General features: G+C 56.3%; 17 protein-coding genes. 8 read left to right on the top strand and 9 right to left on the bottom strand.

The genetic code is table 11. The features are described from left to right. Nucleotides 1-14 precede the first annotated feature (14 nt). The 4 genes from pqiA to rmf all read left to right on the top strand — a co-directional run bounded on the left by pqiA (nucleotide 15) and on the right by rmf (nucleotide 3894). Entirely contained in the window at nucleotides 15-1283 is a 1269-nt protein-coding gene (pqiA, locus tag CW267_RS03215; protein ID WP_012542302.1) for a membrane integrity-associated transporter subunit PqiA, read from the top strand. Next, the gene (gene pqiB, locus CW267_RS03210; RefSeq protein ID WP_008805887.1) at nucleotides 1273-2910 is read left to right on the top strand and encodes an intermembrane transport protein PqiB; all 1638 of its coding nucleotides are present in this window, start codon (nucleotides 1273-1275) and stop codon (nucleotides 2908-2910) included. The genes pqiA and pqiB overlap by 11 nt, the downstream gene beginning before the upstream one ends. Next, entirely contained in the window at nucleotides 2910-3473 is a 564-nt protein-coding gene (gene pqiC / locus CW267_RS03205; RefSeq protein WP_008805888.1) for a membrane integrity-associated transporter subunit PqiC, read from the top strand. Before pqiB ends, pqiC begins: the two co-directional genes overlap by 1 nt. Nucleotides 3474-3726: 253 nt before the next feature. Then, nucleotides 3727-3894: a ribosome modulation factor gene (rmf, locus tag CW267_RS03195; RefSeq protein ID WP_002898396.1), complete on the top strand. Its 168-nt coding sequence runs from the start codon at nucleotides 3727-3729 to the stop codon at nucleotides 3892-3894. 68 nt (nucleotides 3895-3962) lie between these two features. Here the strand turns inward: rmf and fabA are convergent, their stop codons facing one another. Both fabA and CW267_RS03185 read right to left on the bottom strand, forming a co-directional pair. Further along, nucleotides 3963-4481, bottom strand: coding sequence for a bifunctional 3-hydroxydecanoyl-ACP dehydratase/trans-2-decenoyl-ACP isomerase (gene fabA, locus CW267_RS03190; protein WP_012542300.1), 519 nt, complete (start codon nucleotides 4479-4481; stop codon nucleotides 3963-3965). 69 nt (nucleotides 4482-4550) lie between these two features. Continuing rightward, nucleotides 4551-6308: an AAA family ATPase gene (locus CW267_RS03185; RefSeq protein WP_012968609.1), complete on the bottom strand. Its 1758-nt coding sequence runs from the start codon at nucleotides 6306-6308 to the stop codon at nucleotides 4551-4553. Nucleotides 6309-6493: 185 nt separating this feature from the next. On the opposite strand from CW267_RS03185, the gene matP reads away from it, so the two are divergent. Further along, nucleotides 6494-6946, top strand: coding sequence for a macrodomain Ter protein MatP (gene matP, locus CW267_RS03180; RefSeq protein WP_008805891.1), 453 nt, complete (start codon nucleotides 6494-6496; stop codon nucleotides 6944-6946). Between the two features lie 110 nt (nucleotides 6947-7056). Here the strand turns inward: matP and ompA are convergent, their stop codons facing one another. Both ompA and sulA read right to left on the bottom strand, forming a co-directional pair. Continuing rightward, nucleotides 7057-8109, bottom strand: a complete 1053-nt coding sequence (ompA, locus tag CW267_RS03175; protein WP_008805892.1) for a porin OmpA — start codon at nucleotides 8107-8109, stop codon at nucleotides 7057-7059. A gap of 352 nt (nucleotides 8110-8461) precedes the next feature. Further along, nucleotides 8462-8971: an SOS-induced cell division inhibitor SulA gene (sulA, locus tag CW267_RS03170; protein WP_008805893.1), complete on the bottom strand. Its 510-nt coding sequence runs from the start codon at nucleotides 8969-8971 to the stop codon at nucleotides 8462-8464. Between the two features lie 350 nt (nucleotides 8972-9321). Between sulA and CW267_RS03160 the strand changes: the two genes are divergently transcribed. Further along, the gene (locus CW267_RS03160; RefSeq protein ID WP_012542296.1) at nucleotides 9322-9918 is read left to right on the top strand and encodes a TfoX/Sxy family DNA transformation protein; all 597 of its coding nucleotides are present in this window, start codon (nucleotides 9322-9324) and stop codon (nucleotides 9916-9918) included. Between the two features lie 13 nt (nucleotides 9919-9931). Here CW267_RS03160 and yccS read toward each other — a convergent pair whose 3' ends face one another. Both yccS and CW267_RS03150 read right to left on the bottom strand, forming a co-directional pair. Beyond that, nucleotides 9932-12067, bottom strand: a complete 2136-nt coding sequence (gene yccS / locus CW267_RS03155; protein WP_008805895.1) for a YccS family putative transporter — start codon at nucleotides 12065-12067, stop codon at nucleotides 9932-9934. 17 nt (nucleotides 12068-12084) lie between these two features. After that, entirely contained in the window at nucleotides 12085-12531 is a 447-nt protein-coding gene (locus CW267_RS03150) for a YccF domain-containing protein (protein WP_012542294.1), read from the bottom strand. 124 nt (nucleotides 12532-12655) lie between these two features. Between CW267_RS03150 and helD the strand changes: the two genes are divergently transcribed. Next, nucleotides 12656-14710, top strand: coding sequence for a DNA helicase IV (gene helD / locus CW267_RS03145; RefSeq protein ID WP_016160584.1), 2055 nt, complete (start codon nucleotides 12656-12658; stop codon nucleotides 14708-14710). An 11-nt stretch (nucleotides 14711-14721) separates the two neighbouring features. On the opposite strand, the gene mgsA is transcribed toward helD, so the two are convergent. Beyond that, nucleotides 14722-15180 carry a methylglyoxal synthase gene (gene mgsA / locus CW267_RS03140; RefSeq protein ID WP_008805898.1) on the bottom strand — a complete coding sequence of 153 codons (459 nt, stop codon included), beginning with the start codon at nucleotides 15178-15180 and terminating at the stop codon, nucleotides 14722-14724. A 153-nt stretch (nucleotides 15181-15333) separates the two neighbouring features. On the opposite strand from mgsA, the gene CW267_RS03135 reads away from it, so the two are divergent. After that, nucleotides 15334-15747: a CoA-binding protein gene (locus CW267_RS03135; protein ID WP_002898434.1), complete on the top strand. Its 414-nt coding sequence runs from the start codon at nucleotides 15334-15336 to the stop codon at nucleotides 15745-15747. A gap of 29 nt (nucleotides 15748-15776) precedes the next feature. Here CW267_RS03135 and hspQ read toward each other — a convergent pair whose 3' ends face one another. Together hspQ and rlmI are read right to left on the bottom strand one after the other, a co-directional pair. Further along, nucleotides 15777-16094 carry a heat shock protein HspQ gene (hspQ, locus tag CW267_RS03130; RefSeq protein WP_002898441.1) on the bottom strand — a complete coding sequence of 106 codons (318 nt, stop codon included), beginning with the start codon at nucleotides 16092-16094 and terminating at the stop codon, nucleotides 15777-15779. 59 nt (nucleotides 16095-16153) lie between these two features. Beyond that, the coding region (gene rlmI / locus CW267_RS03125) for a 23S rRNA (cytosine(1962)-C(5))-methyltransferase RlmI (protein ID WP_101148611.1) at nucleotides 16154-17188 on the bottom strand (1035 nt) is incomplete at its 5' end.

The raw sequence follows: 17188 nt of genomic DNA, 5'->3' as shown, positions 1-17188 counted from the left end.
GCCGAGGAGTTGTCATGTGCGATCACCATCATGCTGCGCGACATATTTTATGTCCCCAATGTGATTTGCTGGTGGCTTTGCCGCAGCTTGAGCATCGCCAGAAAGCCGCCTGCCCGCGCTGCGGTACAACGTTAACCACCACGTGGGACGCGCCTCGCCAGCGTCCCACGGCTTACGCGCTGGTCGCGCTGTTTATGCTGCTGCTGGCCAACCTGTTTCCTTTTATCTATATGAAAGTGGGTGGCATCAGCAGCGAAATAGCGCTGCTGGAAATTCCCAACGTGCTGTTTACCGAGGATTACGCCAGCCTCGGCACCTTCTTTTTACTCTTTGTACAACTGGTACCGGCCTTTTGTCTGGTCACCATTTTGCTGCTGGTCAATCGGGTCAGGATGCCCGCTGGGCTGAAGGCGTTTCTGGCGCGCATTTTGTTTCACCTCAAGACCTGGGGCATGGCGGAGATCTTTCTTGCCGGCGTGCTGGTGAGCTTCGTCAAACTGATGGCCTACGGCGATATCGGCATCGGCCTGAGCTTTATTCCCTGGTGCATGTTTTGCCTGCTGCAGTTACGCACCTTCCAGTGCGTCGACCGCCGCTGGCTATGGGATGATATTGCCCCTATGCCGGCGATTACCCAGCCGCTGAAGGTCGGGGTAGCCGGGATCCGCCAGGGGCTGCGCTCCTGCGGCTGCTGCACGGCGGTGTTACCGGCCGACCAGACCGTCTGCCCGCGCTGTCACAGCAAAGGGACGGCGCGGCGTAAAAATAGCCTGCAGTGGACGCTGGCGCTGCTGGTGACCTCATTTATTCTCTATCTTCCCGCCAATATTATGCCGATCATGATCACCGATCTGCTGGGCGATAAAATGCCGTCGACCATTATGGCCGGGGTGGTGTTACTGTGGAGCGAGGGCTCCTATCCGGTGGCGCTGGTGATCTTTATCGCCAGTATTATGGTGCCGACGCTGAAGATGATCGCTATCGCCTGGCTGTGCTGGAATGCTAACGGCAACGGCGCGCGCGATTCGGAACGCATGCATCTGATTTATGAAGTGGTGGAATTTGTTGGCCGCTGGTCAATGATTGACGTTTTTGTCATCGCCGTGCTCTCTGCGTTGGTGCGCATGGGAGGGTTGATGAATATCTATCCCGCCATCGGCGCGGTCATGTTTGCGCTGGTGGTGGTGATGACCATGTTTTCAGCGATGACGTTTGATCCCCGTTTACTGTGGGATCGTGAGCCAGATTCAAGCCATGAGGAAATACAACAACATGGAAAATAAGAGCGGAGAAGCGAAAGTGCAGAAGGTGAAGAACTGGTCACCGGTGTGGATCTTCCCTATCGTCACTGCGCTGATCGGAGCGTGGATCCTGTTTTATCATTACAGCCATCAGGGACCAGAGGTCACGCTGATCACCACTAACGCGGAAGGCATTGAAGGGGGAAAAACCCGGATCAAGAGCCGCAGCGTGGATGTTGGGGTGGTAGAGAGCGCGACGCTGACCGACGATTTAACCCACGTGGAAATCAAAGCTCGCCTCAATTCCGGCATGCAGAAATTACTGCATAACGATTCCGTCTTCTGGGTGGTGAAACCGCAGGTAGGGCGCGAGGGGATCAGTGGTCTCGGGACATTATTGTCCGGGGCCTATATTGAACTGCAGCCGGGGTCGAAAGGTTCGGTGCCGGCGCAGTATCCGCTGCTGGATTCTCCGCCGCTGGCCTCGCCGGATGCCAAGGGGATCCGGATTTTGCTGGAAAGCAGCAAGGCAGGCCAGCTGTCGCCAGGCGACCCGGTGCTGTTCCGCGGTTATCGCGTGGGGTCGGTGGAAACCAGCACCTTTGATGCGCAGAAACGTCATATCACTTATCAGCTGTTCATCAACGCGCCTAATGACCGCCTGGTGACCACTAACGTTCGCTTCTGGAAGGACAGCGGGATCGCCGTTGATTTGACCGCGGCGGGGATGCGCGTCGAGATGGGCTCGTTGTCGACGCTGTTTGGCGGCGGGGTGAGCTTCGATATTCCGGAAGGACTGGACCTCGGCGAGCCGGTGGCGAACAAAACGGAATATCACCTGTTTGACGATCAGAAGAGCATCCAGGATTCGGTCTTTACCGAGCATATCGATTACGTGATGTTCTTCAAAGACTCGGTTCGTGGCCTGCAGCCCGGCGCGCCGGTGGAGTTCCGCGGCATCCGTCTGGGAACCGTCGGCAAAGTGCCGTTCTTTATTCCTGGGCTGAAGCAGCGTTTGAACGATGACTATCGCATTCCGGTGGAAGTGCGGGTTGAACCGCAGCGTCTGGTCAACCAGCTCGGCGGCGATCCGAATATTCGCGCTCACATTGACGATCTGATCAACCGCGGACTGCGCGGCTCGCTGAAAACCGGTAACCTGGTGACCGGCGCGCTGTATATCGATCTCGACTTCTATCCGAAAGCGCCGCCGCGTGGGAAAATTCAGGAGTTTAACGGCTATCCGATTATCCCGACCATTAGCGGTGGACTGGCGCAGATCCAGCAGCGTCTGATGGATGCGCTGGATAAAATCAATAACCTGCCGCTCAATCCGCTACTGGAACAGGCAACCAGTACGCTGGCGCAAAGCGAGAAGACCATGCAGCATGTACAGACCACGCTGGATAGTCTGAATAAGATCACCTCCAGTCAGTCGATGCAGCAGCTACCTGCCGATATGCAGACGACGCTGCGCGAGCTGAACCGCAGCATGCAGGGCTTCCAGCCGGGCTCCGCGGCCTACAATAAGATGGTGGCCGATATGCAGCGTCTGGATCAGGTGCTGCGTGAGCTGCAGCCGGTCCTGAAAACGCTCAATGATAAGAGCAATGCGCTGGTATTTGAGGCGAAGGATAAAAAAGACCCACAGCCGAAGGGAGCGAAATAATGAAAAAATGGTTACTGGTGGCAGCCGTTTGCGTGATGACGGCGTGCAGTAGCGGCGGTGAGAGCAAAACATATTACCAGTTGCCGGTGGTGCAGGGCGGCGCGCAGAGCGCCGCCAGCCAGGGGGCACGTCTGCTGTGGGTTGAGCAGGTCAGCATCCCGGATTATCTGGCGGGCAATGGAGTGGTCTATCAAACCACCGATGTGCAGTATGTAATCGCCAATAATAATCTGTGGGCCAGCCCGCTGGACCAGCAGCTGCGTACTACGCTGGTGGCAAACCTCAGCCAGCAGTTGCCGGGCTGGGTAGTGTCGTCCCAACCCTTGGGCAGCGAGCAGGATACGCTCAATGTGGCGGTAAATGGCTTTCACGGGCGCTACGACGGGCGGGTTATCGTCAGCGGCGAGTGGCTATTGAAGCATCAGGGACAGCTGATTAAGCGCCCGTTTAACATCGTGCTCAAGCAGCAGCAGGATGGCTATGACGCGATGGTGAAGACCCTGGCCCAGGCATGGAGTCAGGAGGCGGTGGCCATTGCCGGCGAGCTTAACCGTCTGCCATAAGTAAATTTCATAAAAGTGATATGCCGCGCGGTTCATCTGAGCCGCGCGGCATTTTTTTTGCCAGGTCAGTTCGTTACCGAGCGTTGCGCCGAATGAACAAAAAATGAACTCTTATATAGGTCACAAATATGACACTGGCGTGAATTTTGCGCATTGACGTTGTCTTCATTTCGCGGTATTCGTAACCCGTGGCTGCACAATTTGCGACCACTGTTTTCTTTTCCACCAGATCAAAGAATGAGGGAAACGAGGCATGAAGAGACAAAAACGAGATCGCCTGGAACGGGCACATCAACGTGGATATCAAGCGGGTATCGCGGGGAGATCGAAAGAAATGTGTCCATACCAGAGCTTGAATCAACGCTCATGGTGGCTGGGAGGCTGGCGAGAAGCCATGGAGGACAGGGTACTAACGGCCTGACACTGTCTCTTTAAAAAAGAAGCCTCCGCATAGCGGGGGCTTCGCCTTTTAATCGCTGCCGATAATTATCAGAAAGCGGAAGTATCCTGGAACAGGCCGACTTTCAGATCGTTCGCGGTATAGATCAGACGATCGTCAACCAGCACTTCGCCATCCGCCAGGCCCATAATCAGACGACGGTTAACAATGCGCTTGAAGTGGATGCGGTAGGTGACTTTTTTCGCGGTCGGCAGAACCTGACCGGTGAATTTCACTTCGCCAACGCCCAGCGCACGGCCTTTGCCTTCGCCGCCGAGCCAGCCAAGATAGAACCCGACCAGCTGCCACATCGCATCCAGGCCCAGGCAGCCCGGCATCACCGGATCGCCGATGAAGTGGCAACCGAAGAACCACAGGTCCGGGTTGATGTCGAGTTCCGCCTCAACATAACCTTTGTCATAGTTACCACCGGTTTCGCTCATTTTGATGACGCGGTCCATCATCAGCATGTTTGGTGCTGGCAACTGCGGGCCTTTCGCGCCGAACAGTTCACCACGACCAGAGGCAAGAAGATCTTCTTTTGTATAGGATTCGCGTTTATCTACCATGTTTTCAGTAAGCCTTATTTTAAGTTCGGGACGCAGGATAGCTAACACGTGTAAGCTGAACAAGTCCGATCAGTTAGAACTTGTCCCACCTAACCAGCGTAGCGGCCACGGAAAACGATGGCGAGTCTCTTGCTGGGTCGCCTGCGCTATCCGCTCCTGAATGGTTTGTCGCAGCGTCTGCCCTTCTCCGTCCCACATCAGTTGGGTCAGCATCGGCAGCGCTTCGGTAATATCGTCAATGGCCCAGATGGCAAACTGGTTTTCGGCAACGGCCTGACGGAGCTCATGGCTAAGACTGAGATGACGAACGTTGGCCGCAGGGATAATGACGCCCTGTTTACCGGTTAGCCCGCGCTGTTGACAGATAGTGAAGAAACCTTCAATTTTTTCGTTCAGACCGCCGACCGGCTGCACGCGACCAAACTGGTCAACAGAACCGGTAATCGCAATGCTCTGATTAATCGGCACATTGGCCAGCGCGCTGATTAAGGCGCAGAGTTCAGCCATGGAGGCGCTGTCGCCGTCCACTTCACTGTAGGACTGTTCGAAGGTCAGCGAAGCGGAGAACGGAAGCTGCTGCTCCAGCTCCAGCTCGGACATCAGAAAAGCCTGCATGATCATCATGCCTTTCGCATGAATATTGCCGCCGAGCTCGGCTTTGCGTTCGACATCAATAAACTCGCCATCACCAATGTGCACGACGCAGCTGATGCGCGAAGGTTCACCGAATGCGCGCGGATGGCCGGGGAATTCAATCACCGACAGGGCGTTGATCTGCCCGACGCATTCGCCTTCGGTTTCAATCAGGATCTGTTCCTGCAGGATTTCATCCTGCATTCGTTCTGCGAGGTAGCCTTCACGCCACTCCCGGCGTGCCAGCATCGTCTGCATTTCTTCGCCAGTAATCTCCTCGCCTTCGCAGAAGGCGGCGGCCTCCCGCAGCTGGCGGGCTATCCATAGCGGACTGAGCGGCAGGGTCTCCTGATCGCCGGTGTAGCGCGTCCCCTCATCGATCAGCAGTGGCCAGGCGTCGGCCGCCGGACCTGGCAGCGTCAGCTGCTGGGCATTTTGCCATACCCACTGGCACCAGGCTTTCAGCGTCTCGGCGTCAGCAAACTGCAAAGTGTCTTCATACTCACTGTAGATCGCCTGAGCGCAAAGCTCTGGTTCCATTTCCTGGAAATCCGCCAGCGATTCGCGTTCGCCGACCAGCATGACTTTCAGGCTCAGCGGCATGGAGGGAATGCTGACCGGCAGCGGGCGCGACTCATCGATGGAGAGCCAGTCAAACCGCTGACGGGTCACCATATTTTTCAGGCGCACCCACAGAAGCGGCTGCGCCAGCAGTGTGCGAAGCGAGATTACCAGCACGCCACCATTGGCCTGATGAACCAGGCCTGGCTGGAGGGTGATGTCGCCGTTAAACTGGCGTACGCAGCCAAACAGCTGTTCCGCCTCTACCCAATCGGCCGCGACGACCGGGGCGGTGCTGGCAAAATTATCCTCAGCCCGTTGGGCCGGGGAGAGCGTCACGCGAGCGCCGTCAACGTCATAGCGGACCCCGTAGAGCGGGGCGGTAGGTTCATGCAGCGTCCGGGTTTCTGCCGTCAGCCATTGCAGATACTCCGGTTCTTCGGGGGCTTTCACCAGCATGAAGGAGGAGACTGCCGGCGTGCACAGCAATTGCTCAAGCGCGTAGAACAGACGCGGCTGCAGATCGCCCGAGAGGGAGGGGGCCGGTTGAGAGAGATCAGCTTGGGCAAACAGCGCCTGATAAGGTTCCATATCGGGCGCAAGGTCGGTTCGGGTCAGTTTCGTAATGGTCAAAGTCGCTGTTTTTTAGTTAGATGTAAAGCGCGCAATTATACCTGATGCCGCGACTGAGCACACTGAGGATTATGATTACCCCGATGATTCCCCGGCCATACACATCACGAATAATGATTTATATTCAGCACATCAGGAAAAAACTGATATCCTGAAATGAGTTACACGGTCACATTGAGATCGCAATGAAATATCAACAACTGGAAAATCTTGAAAGCGGCTGGAAATGGAAATATCTGGTAAAGAAGCACCGGGAAGGTGAGCTGATTACCCGCTACATTGAGGCCAGCGCTGCGCAAGCTGCGGTAGATGACTTGCTGACGCTCGAGAATGAACCTGTGCTGGTGCATGCCTGGATTGAGCAGCATATGAATCCGGCGCTGATGAACCGCATGAAGCAGACCATCCGCGCGCGACGGAAACGGCATTTTAACGCGGAGCATCAGCACACGCGCAAGAAGTCTATCGATCTGGAGTTTGTCGTCTGGCAGCGTCTTGCCGGCCTGGCGCAGCGGCGGGGTAAAACCTTGTCCGAAACCATCGTGCAGCTGATTGAGGATGCTGAGCATAAAGAGAAGTACGCCAGCAAAATGTCGAGCCTGAAACACGATCTACAGGAACTGTTAGGCAAAGAGTAGTCTTTACGGCGGCCTGTCAGAGGCTACCCTGATATGGGGCCCACCACCGCAAAAGCGGGAGAGAAGGCATAAAAAAACCCGCCGAGGCGGGTTTTTTCATCAGTTCTAACTTAAGCCGCTGGCTGAGTTACAACTTCTTTGTAGCCTTTAACTTCGATCTCTACACGACGATCCGGGGCCAGGCAGTCGATCAGTGCAGCGCGAGCTTTCACGTTGTCACAGGTGTTGCCAGTAACCGGGTTGGATTTACCCATACCGCGTGCGGAGATTTTGCCAGCCGGGATGCCTTTAGCAACCAGGTAGTCAACAACGGACTGAGCACGTTTCTCAGACAGCTGCTGGTTGTAAGCTTCGGAACCGATACGGTCGGTGAAGCCCATAACAACTGCAGAACCGTCTTTCGGATCCATGTTGCTCAGCTGGGTGTACAGCTGATCCAGAGCCTGCTGACCTTCCGGTTTCAGGGTTGCTTTGTTGAAGTTGAACAGAACGTCAGACTTCAGGGTGAAGTGCTTGGTAGTCACTTCCGGAGCCGGAGCCGGAGCCGGAGCTACAACCGGTGCAGCATCTTCCTGACCGAAACGGTAGGAAACACCCACGCTCAGCATGCCGTTGTCCGGACGAACGCCAACGGTGCCCGCGTCGCCGATGTTGTTAACCCACTGGTATTCCAGACGGGTAGCGATGTCACGAGTCACAGCCCACTCTACGCCGCCAGCAAATACCGGAGATACGCCAGTGTCGTGGTTGTCGCCAGCGATGCTGTTGCTGGAGTCTGCGCGCCATACCATGCCGCCCAGACGGGTGTAGATGTCCAGATCGTCAGTGATCGGGTAACCCAGTTTAGCGGTCAGCTGAACGCCCTGAGCTTTGAATGCGCCATTAACCTGGTCGCCTTTGTACGGCATACGGCCCAGCCAGTCGTAACCCATTTCGAAACCGAGGTACGGGTTAACCTGGTAACCACCGAACGCACCAGCGCCCAGCTGGCTTTCGTGGGTTGGACCATTGTTGTTCAGAGAGCTGTTGTACCAGCCAGTGTCATGGAACTGGGACCAACCCAGTTTACCACCTGCATACCAGGTGTTATCTTTCGGAGCGGCCTGCGCTACGGTAGCGAAGCCAGCCAGTGCCACTGCAATCGCGATAGCTGTCTTTTTCATTTTTTGCGCCTCATTATCATCCAAAATTCGCCATGAAGTTACAAAAGACCTCACGGTTAAATCCTTCACCCGGGGCGTGACTTGTTGTTAACTATGCTGATACATGCAGCGTAAGCCGATCACCCCTGGCGATGTAAAGTCTACAACTTAGTTCGAAACTTACAAGTGTGAACTCTGTCAGGCATATGAAAAAAAAGGGTTGTGTACACAATATTTAACAAATATGGTTGATTTTCGTACGCAGAAAAAAGGCAGAAATCCCCGTGTGACAGGCATTGCGCGAAAAAGTCCCTGAAAAACGCTGTGTCTTTACCATCGGTAAAAAAAATTCCAGGAATAATCCTAATTTCACTCAATGATACAAATTTGAGTGAATTTTTAGCCCGCTGAGTTGTCTGCCGAGCGTGCCTTGATTTCTCACCGGGCGCATGATGAATCCCATCGCGCAACCTTCCTGGGCGGCATTGACCAGACGCTCGTGCTCTTCCGCGGTTAGCTCCTCCGTTAGCCAGCAGATAACCACACTATAATTACCGGTGCGCAGCGCGCGGATCATTGAGTCTACGGTATGGCAGGGTGACAGCTGGCTAATTTGCATGACTTTAGACAGCGGCAGACCGGCAGACTGGACCCACTCACGGCTAAGCTTTTGTTGCGGCGTGAGCCACAGCTGCCAGCGAGACTGTTGACCCAGCTGCTGTAATAAAGGTAGCAGCAGTAACTGTGTCATCATGGGTTGATCTTCACGATAGACAATTTCACTGATCAGCCCATTGGCGGTCTGTTCGCCAGAACGATGAGCGTAGTGGCCTGCAGAAGCAGAAGCCTGTGCTGAACGATTTGCGTGAGCTGAAGTAAACATAGTCTATCCCGCCTGTAGTTACTGTATGCATATACAGTATATCTACCTGGGGAAAAGATCAACCGCAATTTGCCATTTTGCTGGCTGAAATTTAATCATTTCCCGCCGCGTCTGATTTATAGCGATGCGCACCTCTCCTCAACGATATCCTTAATGCCGGCTAATGATTTCTTTCCACCCTGTTGATTGCAGCAACGTCAGTGATTTTCTGAAAGCGTCTCGCAAAACCGCATTCTGGTAGAAAAGTCGGCGAAAATCATCTTGCTGCTGTTCGGGAAGTCCCTTATGTTTTCTCTTAGCGGATCCGTTAACAACTTAAGTTTAATTACATGATTAACAAAGGAATGATCATGAGAAAACTAGTATGTCCGCGGTTCCCGCAATTTCAGGCCTGCGTCTCGCCGCTGGGTCAGTTACATTCTCGTCCGCTTTTTGGCGGCTATAGCCTGGCCATTGATGATACGGTGTTTGCGATGGTGGCAGAGGGCGATATTTACCTGAGGGCCTGCGAGCAGAGCGCCGCGTATCGGGTTGAACATCGCAATCCTTTATTAACGCTGCGCCGACATGGGCGCATCGTGCCGATGAAGTATTATCAAATTGACGACGCATTGTGGCGCGATGAGACTCAGCTTTTTCGGCTGTCGCTGTTGTCGTGGCAGAGTGCGCAGCGTGAAAAGAACCACCGACGGGCGTCGGGCCGTCTGAAGGATTTACCCAATATCAGCTTTCATATGGAATTGCAGCTGATCCACGCGGGCATACCGGATGTCAGGACGCTTCGGGAGGTAGGCGCTCAGCAGGCCTGGCAACGGCTACGAGAAAACAACGCCTCTCTGTCGCTCAACGTCTTGCTGGCGCTGGAGGGGGCGATTGTCGGCGTTCACGCCGCCGCGCTCCCGACGCTGCGGCGTCAGGAGCTGCTCGAATGGGCAGGAGCCCGTTAGCGGACAGCCGCCGTTATTCTGTCTGAGCGTGAACGCGTTGTTGCAGGCGGCAAATTTCAGGCAGCAGCGCGAGCAACAAGCCAATCTGCTGTAATACCAGCGGCTCTTTACTGTCCGCGCGCGGTTCCAGATGCTGGATCCGGCTTTGCAGGCTGGTCAAAGACTTCTGCACCCGATGTTCATCGGCGGGGGTATGGTGCAGGGCGTCATCAACATAACAAACAGCATCATCCAGCAGGGCAAGAATATCGGGGGTGGACAGTTTTTCCCGATGCGCACCGAGAGCGGAGATGTAGCTGGTGAAGGTATGGTTGAGACACAGCAAGCGAAAAGCGGTCTCGCGCTGGGCGCCATCCGCGCGCGGTTCAGTCGACAAATTCGAGACCACGGAGGCCAGTTCGGCATCACGGTTGTAGGCATCACGGCGGGCGACACGATAGGCCAGACGATTGTCGCGGCCCTGGTGATACTGCTCCAGAATGGCATCCAGATAACGGCAGTTTGCGTTCATCGCCCGGTCCAGGACGCGCGGCAGATTGCGAAATTTCCAGTCCGGCCAGATGAAGCTGACCGCCGCCCAGGCGATGGCGCAGCCGATCAGGGTATCAATAATGCGCGGTAGCGCGACCTCAAAACCTTCGCCAAGCAGGTTAAAGCACAGCAGCACCAGCAGCGTAATAAACATGGTGGCATGGGCGTACTGCACGTTACGAAAGGCAAAGAACAGCACGCCGGTGAGCACGATCAACACCAGTTGCCCTTCAATCGAAGGCACCAGCAGCAGGACGGGCAGGCCGATCGCCACCCCCACCAGCGTGCCGATGATCCTCAGCGCCAGTCGGTGGCGGGTGGCGTTATAGTTCGGCTGACAGACAAACAGGCTGGTCAGCAGGATCCAGTAGCCATGCTGGAGCCCGGTAAACTGGATAAAGGCATAGCCGGCGCAGAGCACCAGCGACATACGTACCGCGTGGCGAAAGAGAGCGGACTCCGGTGACATGTTGCGCCGCAGACGCAGCCAGATGTCGTTCAGCCCGCCGAGTCTGTCGTCGGCCAACAGCGTCTCGGTGTTGCTCCCGGCAGGCGCGGTCGTTTGCACCGATTCAATCGTGGCCAGCTGCGCATCGATAGCGCGCAGGTTATTGAGTAAAAACCCAAGGGCATTGATCTGCTCGTCAGACGCGCCGCTGGCGCGCACACGGTCAAGCGCCGCGTCGAGATGCATAAACGCGCGTTCAAAATGGGCGTCATGTTGGTAGGGTTCGCGCAGTAAAATCGCCCGCGAGAGCTTCTGGCAGGCCTGGGCCTGCATCGAGAGCATGCGCTGGAAACGGAACATCACGTCGCTGTAGCGGAATTGATCGCGCAGAGTCTGGTACTGAATATGCGATGAGCTGGCGCGTTCGTGAATATCCTGGGCCACGAAGTAGTACTGCAGCGTACGGCGGGTGCCGCGCTGACCCCGGTCGCCTCGCAGCCGGGTCAACAGTGAGACTTTGGTTTGATTGAGCGTGGCCACCAGCTGGCCGTTGGCGAGGGCCAGATCGTACAGCGGCGCCTGGCTCTCATCCTCCAGGTCAGGATCAAACAGCCGGGATTTGAGCTCCAGATAGCGAGCCAGTTGCTCATAGCTACGCGCCAGGTTGTCCTGCAATGGACGAATCGGAAAAATCAGGTGCCCGGACAGCGTCAGCAGGTTGTACCACACGGCCCCCGCCAGCAGGAACAACGGCTGTAGATACCAGTGATCGTACAGTGTGACGCCGAGCATGGTGTAGATGGCGATGAGCAGGGCGCCGAAGGCGATGGTGGCATAGCGCTGGCCGAGGCCGCCGAGCAAAATAAAGCCGATGGTAGACACGGTCAGGCCGAGGGCAAACAGCGGCGGCCACGGAAACAGCAGTTCCACGGAGGCGGAGGCGATAAAAAAACAGACCAGGGTAATGGCGAGGTTGCGCAGACGACCGGTCAGCCGGTCGTCGAGGTCGGTCAGGGCCGCGGCAACAACGCCAAGGGTGAGAGGGATGGTCAGTTTGACTTCGCCGATCCACCAGGGAAACAGCGTTGTGCCGCAGAGCGCGATAAAGATCCGTACGTTATAAAGCCAGGCACTGTTCCAGGTATAGCGGCGTAGCAGGGGGCTAATCATGTCCGTGTTCCGTTCGGTTACTGAAAGCGACGACGCGCATTGGCTTCACGTGCGGCACGCGCGGTTTCCACAGAGACGACCCGGCGCCCTACAGGCCAAAGGGCAATGGCAGCAATTTTAAAGTTCGCGATCCCCACCGGGATGCCAATAATGGTCAGACATTGAGCTATGCCGCTGAAAATATGCATCAGGCACAACCACCAGCCGAAAAAAATGAACCACAGAATATTCAGCACGGTGCCGCCGGCGTTGAGGAGGCCATTTTTACGGCCCGGCTCCAGCTCATCCACATGAATCGCCTCGTTACCGTATGGGAATAAGGAGAGTCGGGTGATTTCCCAGCAGGAGCGGGTCAGCGGCAGCGTGACGACCAGAATGATGCTAACCAGCGTGGCGAGCAGCCAGCCTAGAGTGGTGGCGAAACCGCCAAGGATAAAGTTCAAAATATTCAGAATGGTACGCATAAAGCCTCGGTTTTGCCCTGTGGATAATAAGACCTGACAATTGTAACGTTTTTTTGCGCTGGAGCACCTGGTCCCGGGCGGTTAAACTGAAAAACAATCCACCCTGATTGAAAATCGACATTATATGGAACTTAAAGCGACAACATTGGGCAAACGCATGGCTCAGCACCCTTATGATCGGGTGCAGTTACTGAACGCCGGCGTAAAGGTTTCCGGCGACCGTCACGAGTATCTTATCCCTTTCAATCAGTTATTGTCAGTGCATTGTAAGCGCGGTCTGGTCTGGGGCGAACTGGAGTTTGTGTTGCCTGACAGCAAAGTCGTGCGTTTGCACGGTACCGAGTGGAGCGAAACGCAGCGCTTCTATCACCATTTACAAACGCTCTGGGAGCAGTGGAGCGCGGAAATGAGCGACATCGCCGCTGGCGTACTGAAGCGGCAGCTGGCGACGATCGAGCGCACCCGTGCGGAAGGCAAATGGTTGACGCGTCAGCAGGTGGCGGATGTGCAGGATAACATTCGCCAGGCGTTGACTGGTTTGCCGATGCCCTCCAGCCGGCTTGAGGCCTTTGACAACTGTCGGGAGCTGTGGCGGGAGTGTCAGCGCTGGTTAGGGGATATTGAAGCGACACGCCTGGCCCATAACCAGGCCTTCACCGAGGCGATGCTTGAGCAGTATCGCGGCTTTTTTGACGGCGTTGAGTCGTCCCCTCTTAATGCCTCACAGGCACGGGCGGTGGTGAACGGCGAGCGTTCCCTGCTGGTGCTGGCGGGCGCGGGCAGCGGCAAAACCTCGGTGCTGGTGGCGCGGGCAGGCTGGCTGCTGGCGCGGGGAGAAGCGGCAGCAGAGCAAATTTTGTTACTGGCATTCGGCCGCCAGGCGGCGCAAGAGATGGATGCGCGGATCCGCGAGCGTCTTGCATCCGACGATATCACCGCGCGTACCTTCCACTCGCTGGCGCTACATATTATTCAGCAGGGCAGCAAAAAAGTCCCCACCATCAGTAAACTGGAAAGCGATAGCGCAGCTCGTCAGGCGCTGCTCGTGAAAAGCTGGCAGCAGCAGTGTCAGGAGAAAAAAGCGCAGGCGAAAGGCTGGCGCCTGTGGCTGGAAGAGGAGATGGGCTGGCAACTGCCGGAAGGCGATTTCTGGCAGGACAAGAAGGTGCAGCGGCGTATGGCCAGCCGGCTCGACCGCTGGGTCAGCCTGATGCGTATGCACGGCGGCTCCCAGGCAGAGATGATTGCCGGGGCGCCGGAGGCGGTACGCGATCAGTTCAGTAAACGGGTGAAACTGATGTCGCCTCTGATGAAAGAGTGGAAGGCGGCGCTGAAGGCCGAGAATGCGGTCGATTTTTCCGGCCTGATCCATCAGGCGGTCAATATTCTCGATAAAGGCCGCTTCGTCAGCCCCTGGAAACACATTCTGGTGGATGAATTTCAGGATATCTCGCCGCAGCGGGCCTCGCTGTTGGCTGCATTACGCCGGCAGAACAGCCAAACCACGCTCTTTGCCGTCGGGGATGACTGGCAGGCGATTTACCGGTTCAGCGGGGCCCAGCTTTCCCTGACCACCGCGTTTAATCATTACTTTGGCGAAGGGGATAGCTGCGCGCTGGATACCACCTATCGCTTTAACGGCCGCATTGGCGAAATCGCCAATGGCTTTATCCAGCAGAATCCGCATCAGTTAAGTAAGCCGCTGAACAGCCTGACGGCGGGCGATAAAAAGGCCGTCACGCTGTTAGCCGACGATAAGCTGGATGATTTACTGGATAAACTGAGCGGCTACGTTAAGCCCGAGCAGCGGATCCTACTGCTTGCCCGTTACCATCATCTGAAGCCCGACGCGCTCAACAAGGCGGCGACGCGCTGGCCGCATCTGCAGCTTGATTTTATGACTATTCATGCCAGCAAGGGCCAGCAGGCGGACTATGTGATTGTGCTGGGACTGCAGGAGGGAGAGGATGCGTTTCCCGCGCCGGCGCGCGAGTCGATCATGGAGCAGGCGCTCCTGCCGCAGCCGGAAGATTTTCCTGATGCGGAGGAGCGTCGACTACTGTACGTGGCGATAACCCGCGCACGTCATCGGGTGTGGTTGTTGTTTAACAAAGCGCAACCTTCGCCGTTTGTCGACATCCTGCAGGCCCTGGATGTGCCGGTGGCCAGGAAACCCTAATCACGTGTGGGTTATTTCAGGCGCTCGGCAAGATAACGCGGATAATCCGGGATCAGAATATCGAGCGGCTGATTAAAGTGCGGTGACTGGATGATAAAGTCAGCGGTGGAGACGTTAGTGGCGACCGGAATGTTCCAGACGGTGGCCAGGCGCAGCAACGCTTTGACGTCCGGGTCGTGAGGCACGGCGTTCAGCGGATCCCAGAAGAAGATCAGCACGTCGATTTTGCCTTCTGAAATAAGCGCGCCAACCTGCTGGTCACCGCCCATCGGGCCGCTCAGCATGGCATTGACCTCCAGTCCGGTAGCCCGCGAGACCAGGTTACCGGTGGTGCCGGTGGCATACAAAACGTGTTGCGCCAGCAACGCCTGATGGCGAGCGACCCATTTCATCAGCATATCTTTACAGTGATCGTGAGCCACCAGCGCGATATGTTTTTGCGCGGACAGGGTACGAGTTGTCAGTTCCATATTTTCATTCCACATTTTGACCTGCAGACAGATTACTGAATGTGGCTGCCGCTGCAAGCATCGGGGTGAAAATTTTGTCGAATCTGTGGGTTAGCCTGGATGGCCGCCTGCTGCGGATTAGCATACACTTAGGTGAAATAGCAGGAGGAACCCATGAAAGAGAACGATATTGCCGGCATCCTGACGTCGACACGGACGATTGCGCTGGTTGGCGCCAGCGATAAACCTGACCGCCCGAGCTACCGGGTCATGAAGTATCTGTTGGATCAGGGGTATCACGTTATCCCGGTTTCGCCGAAGGTGGCGGGCAAGACGCTGCTGGGACAGCAAGGGTATGCGACGCTCGCCGACGTTCCGGAAAAGGTCGACATGGTTGATGTCTTCCGTAATTCAGAAGCGGCGTGGGGCGTGGCGCAGGAGGCGATAGCCATCGGCGCGAAAACGCTGTGGCTGCAGCTGGGGGTGATCAATGAGCAGGCCGCAGTGCTGGCCAGAGAAGCCGGGTTAAACGTGGTGATGGATCGTTGCCCGGCCATTGAGCTACCGCGACTGGGATTAGCAAAATAACAAAAAACCCCGCCTGGCGGGGTTTTGTTTTAGTTGCGAAGGCGCGGAGCCTGCAGCTGCTGACGAATCGTTTTGGCCAGTTCATCGAGGGACGGCTGTTCCGGGTGTTCGTCGCGGGTTTCGCTGCTCAGCTGCGCTTCTGCCAGATAGGTGTGGATCGGCTGACCATCATCATCTTCCATCACCACATGGTACCAGGGCGCCGCACGCAGTTCGTCATTGGCGGCAATCTCATCCTCTTCCGGTTCCGCGAGTGAATACTCGGGATCGACATCGACGATGACACCCAGGTAGCCCAAGAGCGTATGGCGGACCTGTTGGCCGATACCGAATTTGCTGGCTATCATAGGCACCTCCTGGGAAACATGAATACTCCCTATATGAGGCTCATGTTTCGTTTTTCAAGTTACATGACGCGACAGGCAAACCCCTTCAGATACAGCCCTTCCGGGTAGGTTGCGATCACCGGGTGGTCGGCAGCCTGACGGAACTGTTCTATAAATTGTACATCACGCCCGGCATCAATTGCGGCATCGGCGATGATTTTCTGAAATAAATCGGTGGTCATCAGGCCGGAGCAGGAGAAAGTCAGCAGCACGCCGCCGGGGTTCAGCAGCTGGATCGCCAGCATATTGATATCTTTATAACCGCGGCAGGCGCCCATCAGCTGGCTTTTGTTTTCCACGAATTTCGGCGGATCCATCACGATCACGTCGAATTTCTCTCCCAGATCGCGGTATTTACGCAGCAGTTTGAACACGTCGTCGCGCACAAATTCCGCTTTGGACAGATCCAGTCTGTTGAGCTCGACGTTCTGTCGGGCGACGTCCAGCGCTTCCTGAGAGGTATCCACGCTGGTGACCTGGCGGCAGCCGCCCATCAGCGCTGACACCGCAAAGCCGCCAGTATAAGAGAAGCAGTTCAGCACCCGCTTATCCGCGACATAGCGGCGAGTGGCCAGGCGACTGTCGCGCTGGTCGAGGTAGTAGCCGGTTTTGTGCCCGCCCTGGATATCAACCAATAGTTTCATGCCGTGCTCGGTGATCGGCAGCAGCGCCGGGGGCAGCTCGCCCACCACCGGCCCCTGGGCCAGCTCCAGTCCCTCTTTTTTACGCACGGCGACATCGCTGCGATCGTAAATGGCGCAGTCCGGGAACAGGTTCTGCAGGGCGCTGATGATGGCGGCCCGCTGGTATTCGGCGCCTGCGCTGAGCAACTGCAGCACGAAAAAGTTGCCAAAGCGGTCGATAGTGACGCCCGGCAGCCCATCGGACTCGCCGGCGATCAGACGGTAGCTGTCGAGACCATCGCGCTCGGCCAGCCATGCCCGCCAGGTTTGCGCTTGCTGCAGGCGGCGTTCAAAGAAGGTGCTATCGATGGCTTCATTGCGGTCGAAGGTCCACACGCGGGCGCGGATCTGCGACGACGGCGAGTAAGCGCC

This window comes from Klebsiella sp. X1-16S-Nf21, assembly GCF_002837615.1.
Taxonomy (GTDB): domain Bacteria; phylum Pseudomonadota; class Gammaproteobacteria; order Enterobacterales; family Enterobacteriaceae; genus Klebsiella; species Klebsiella variicola.
Note: the sequence above shows the minus strand (reverse complement) of the source record. Positions and strands in the feature narration are given on the sequence as shown.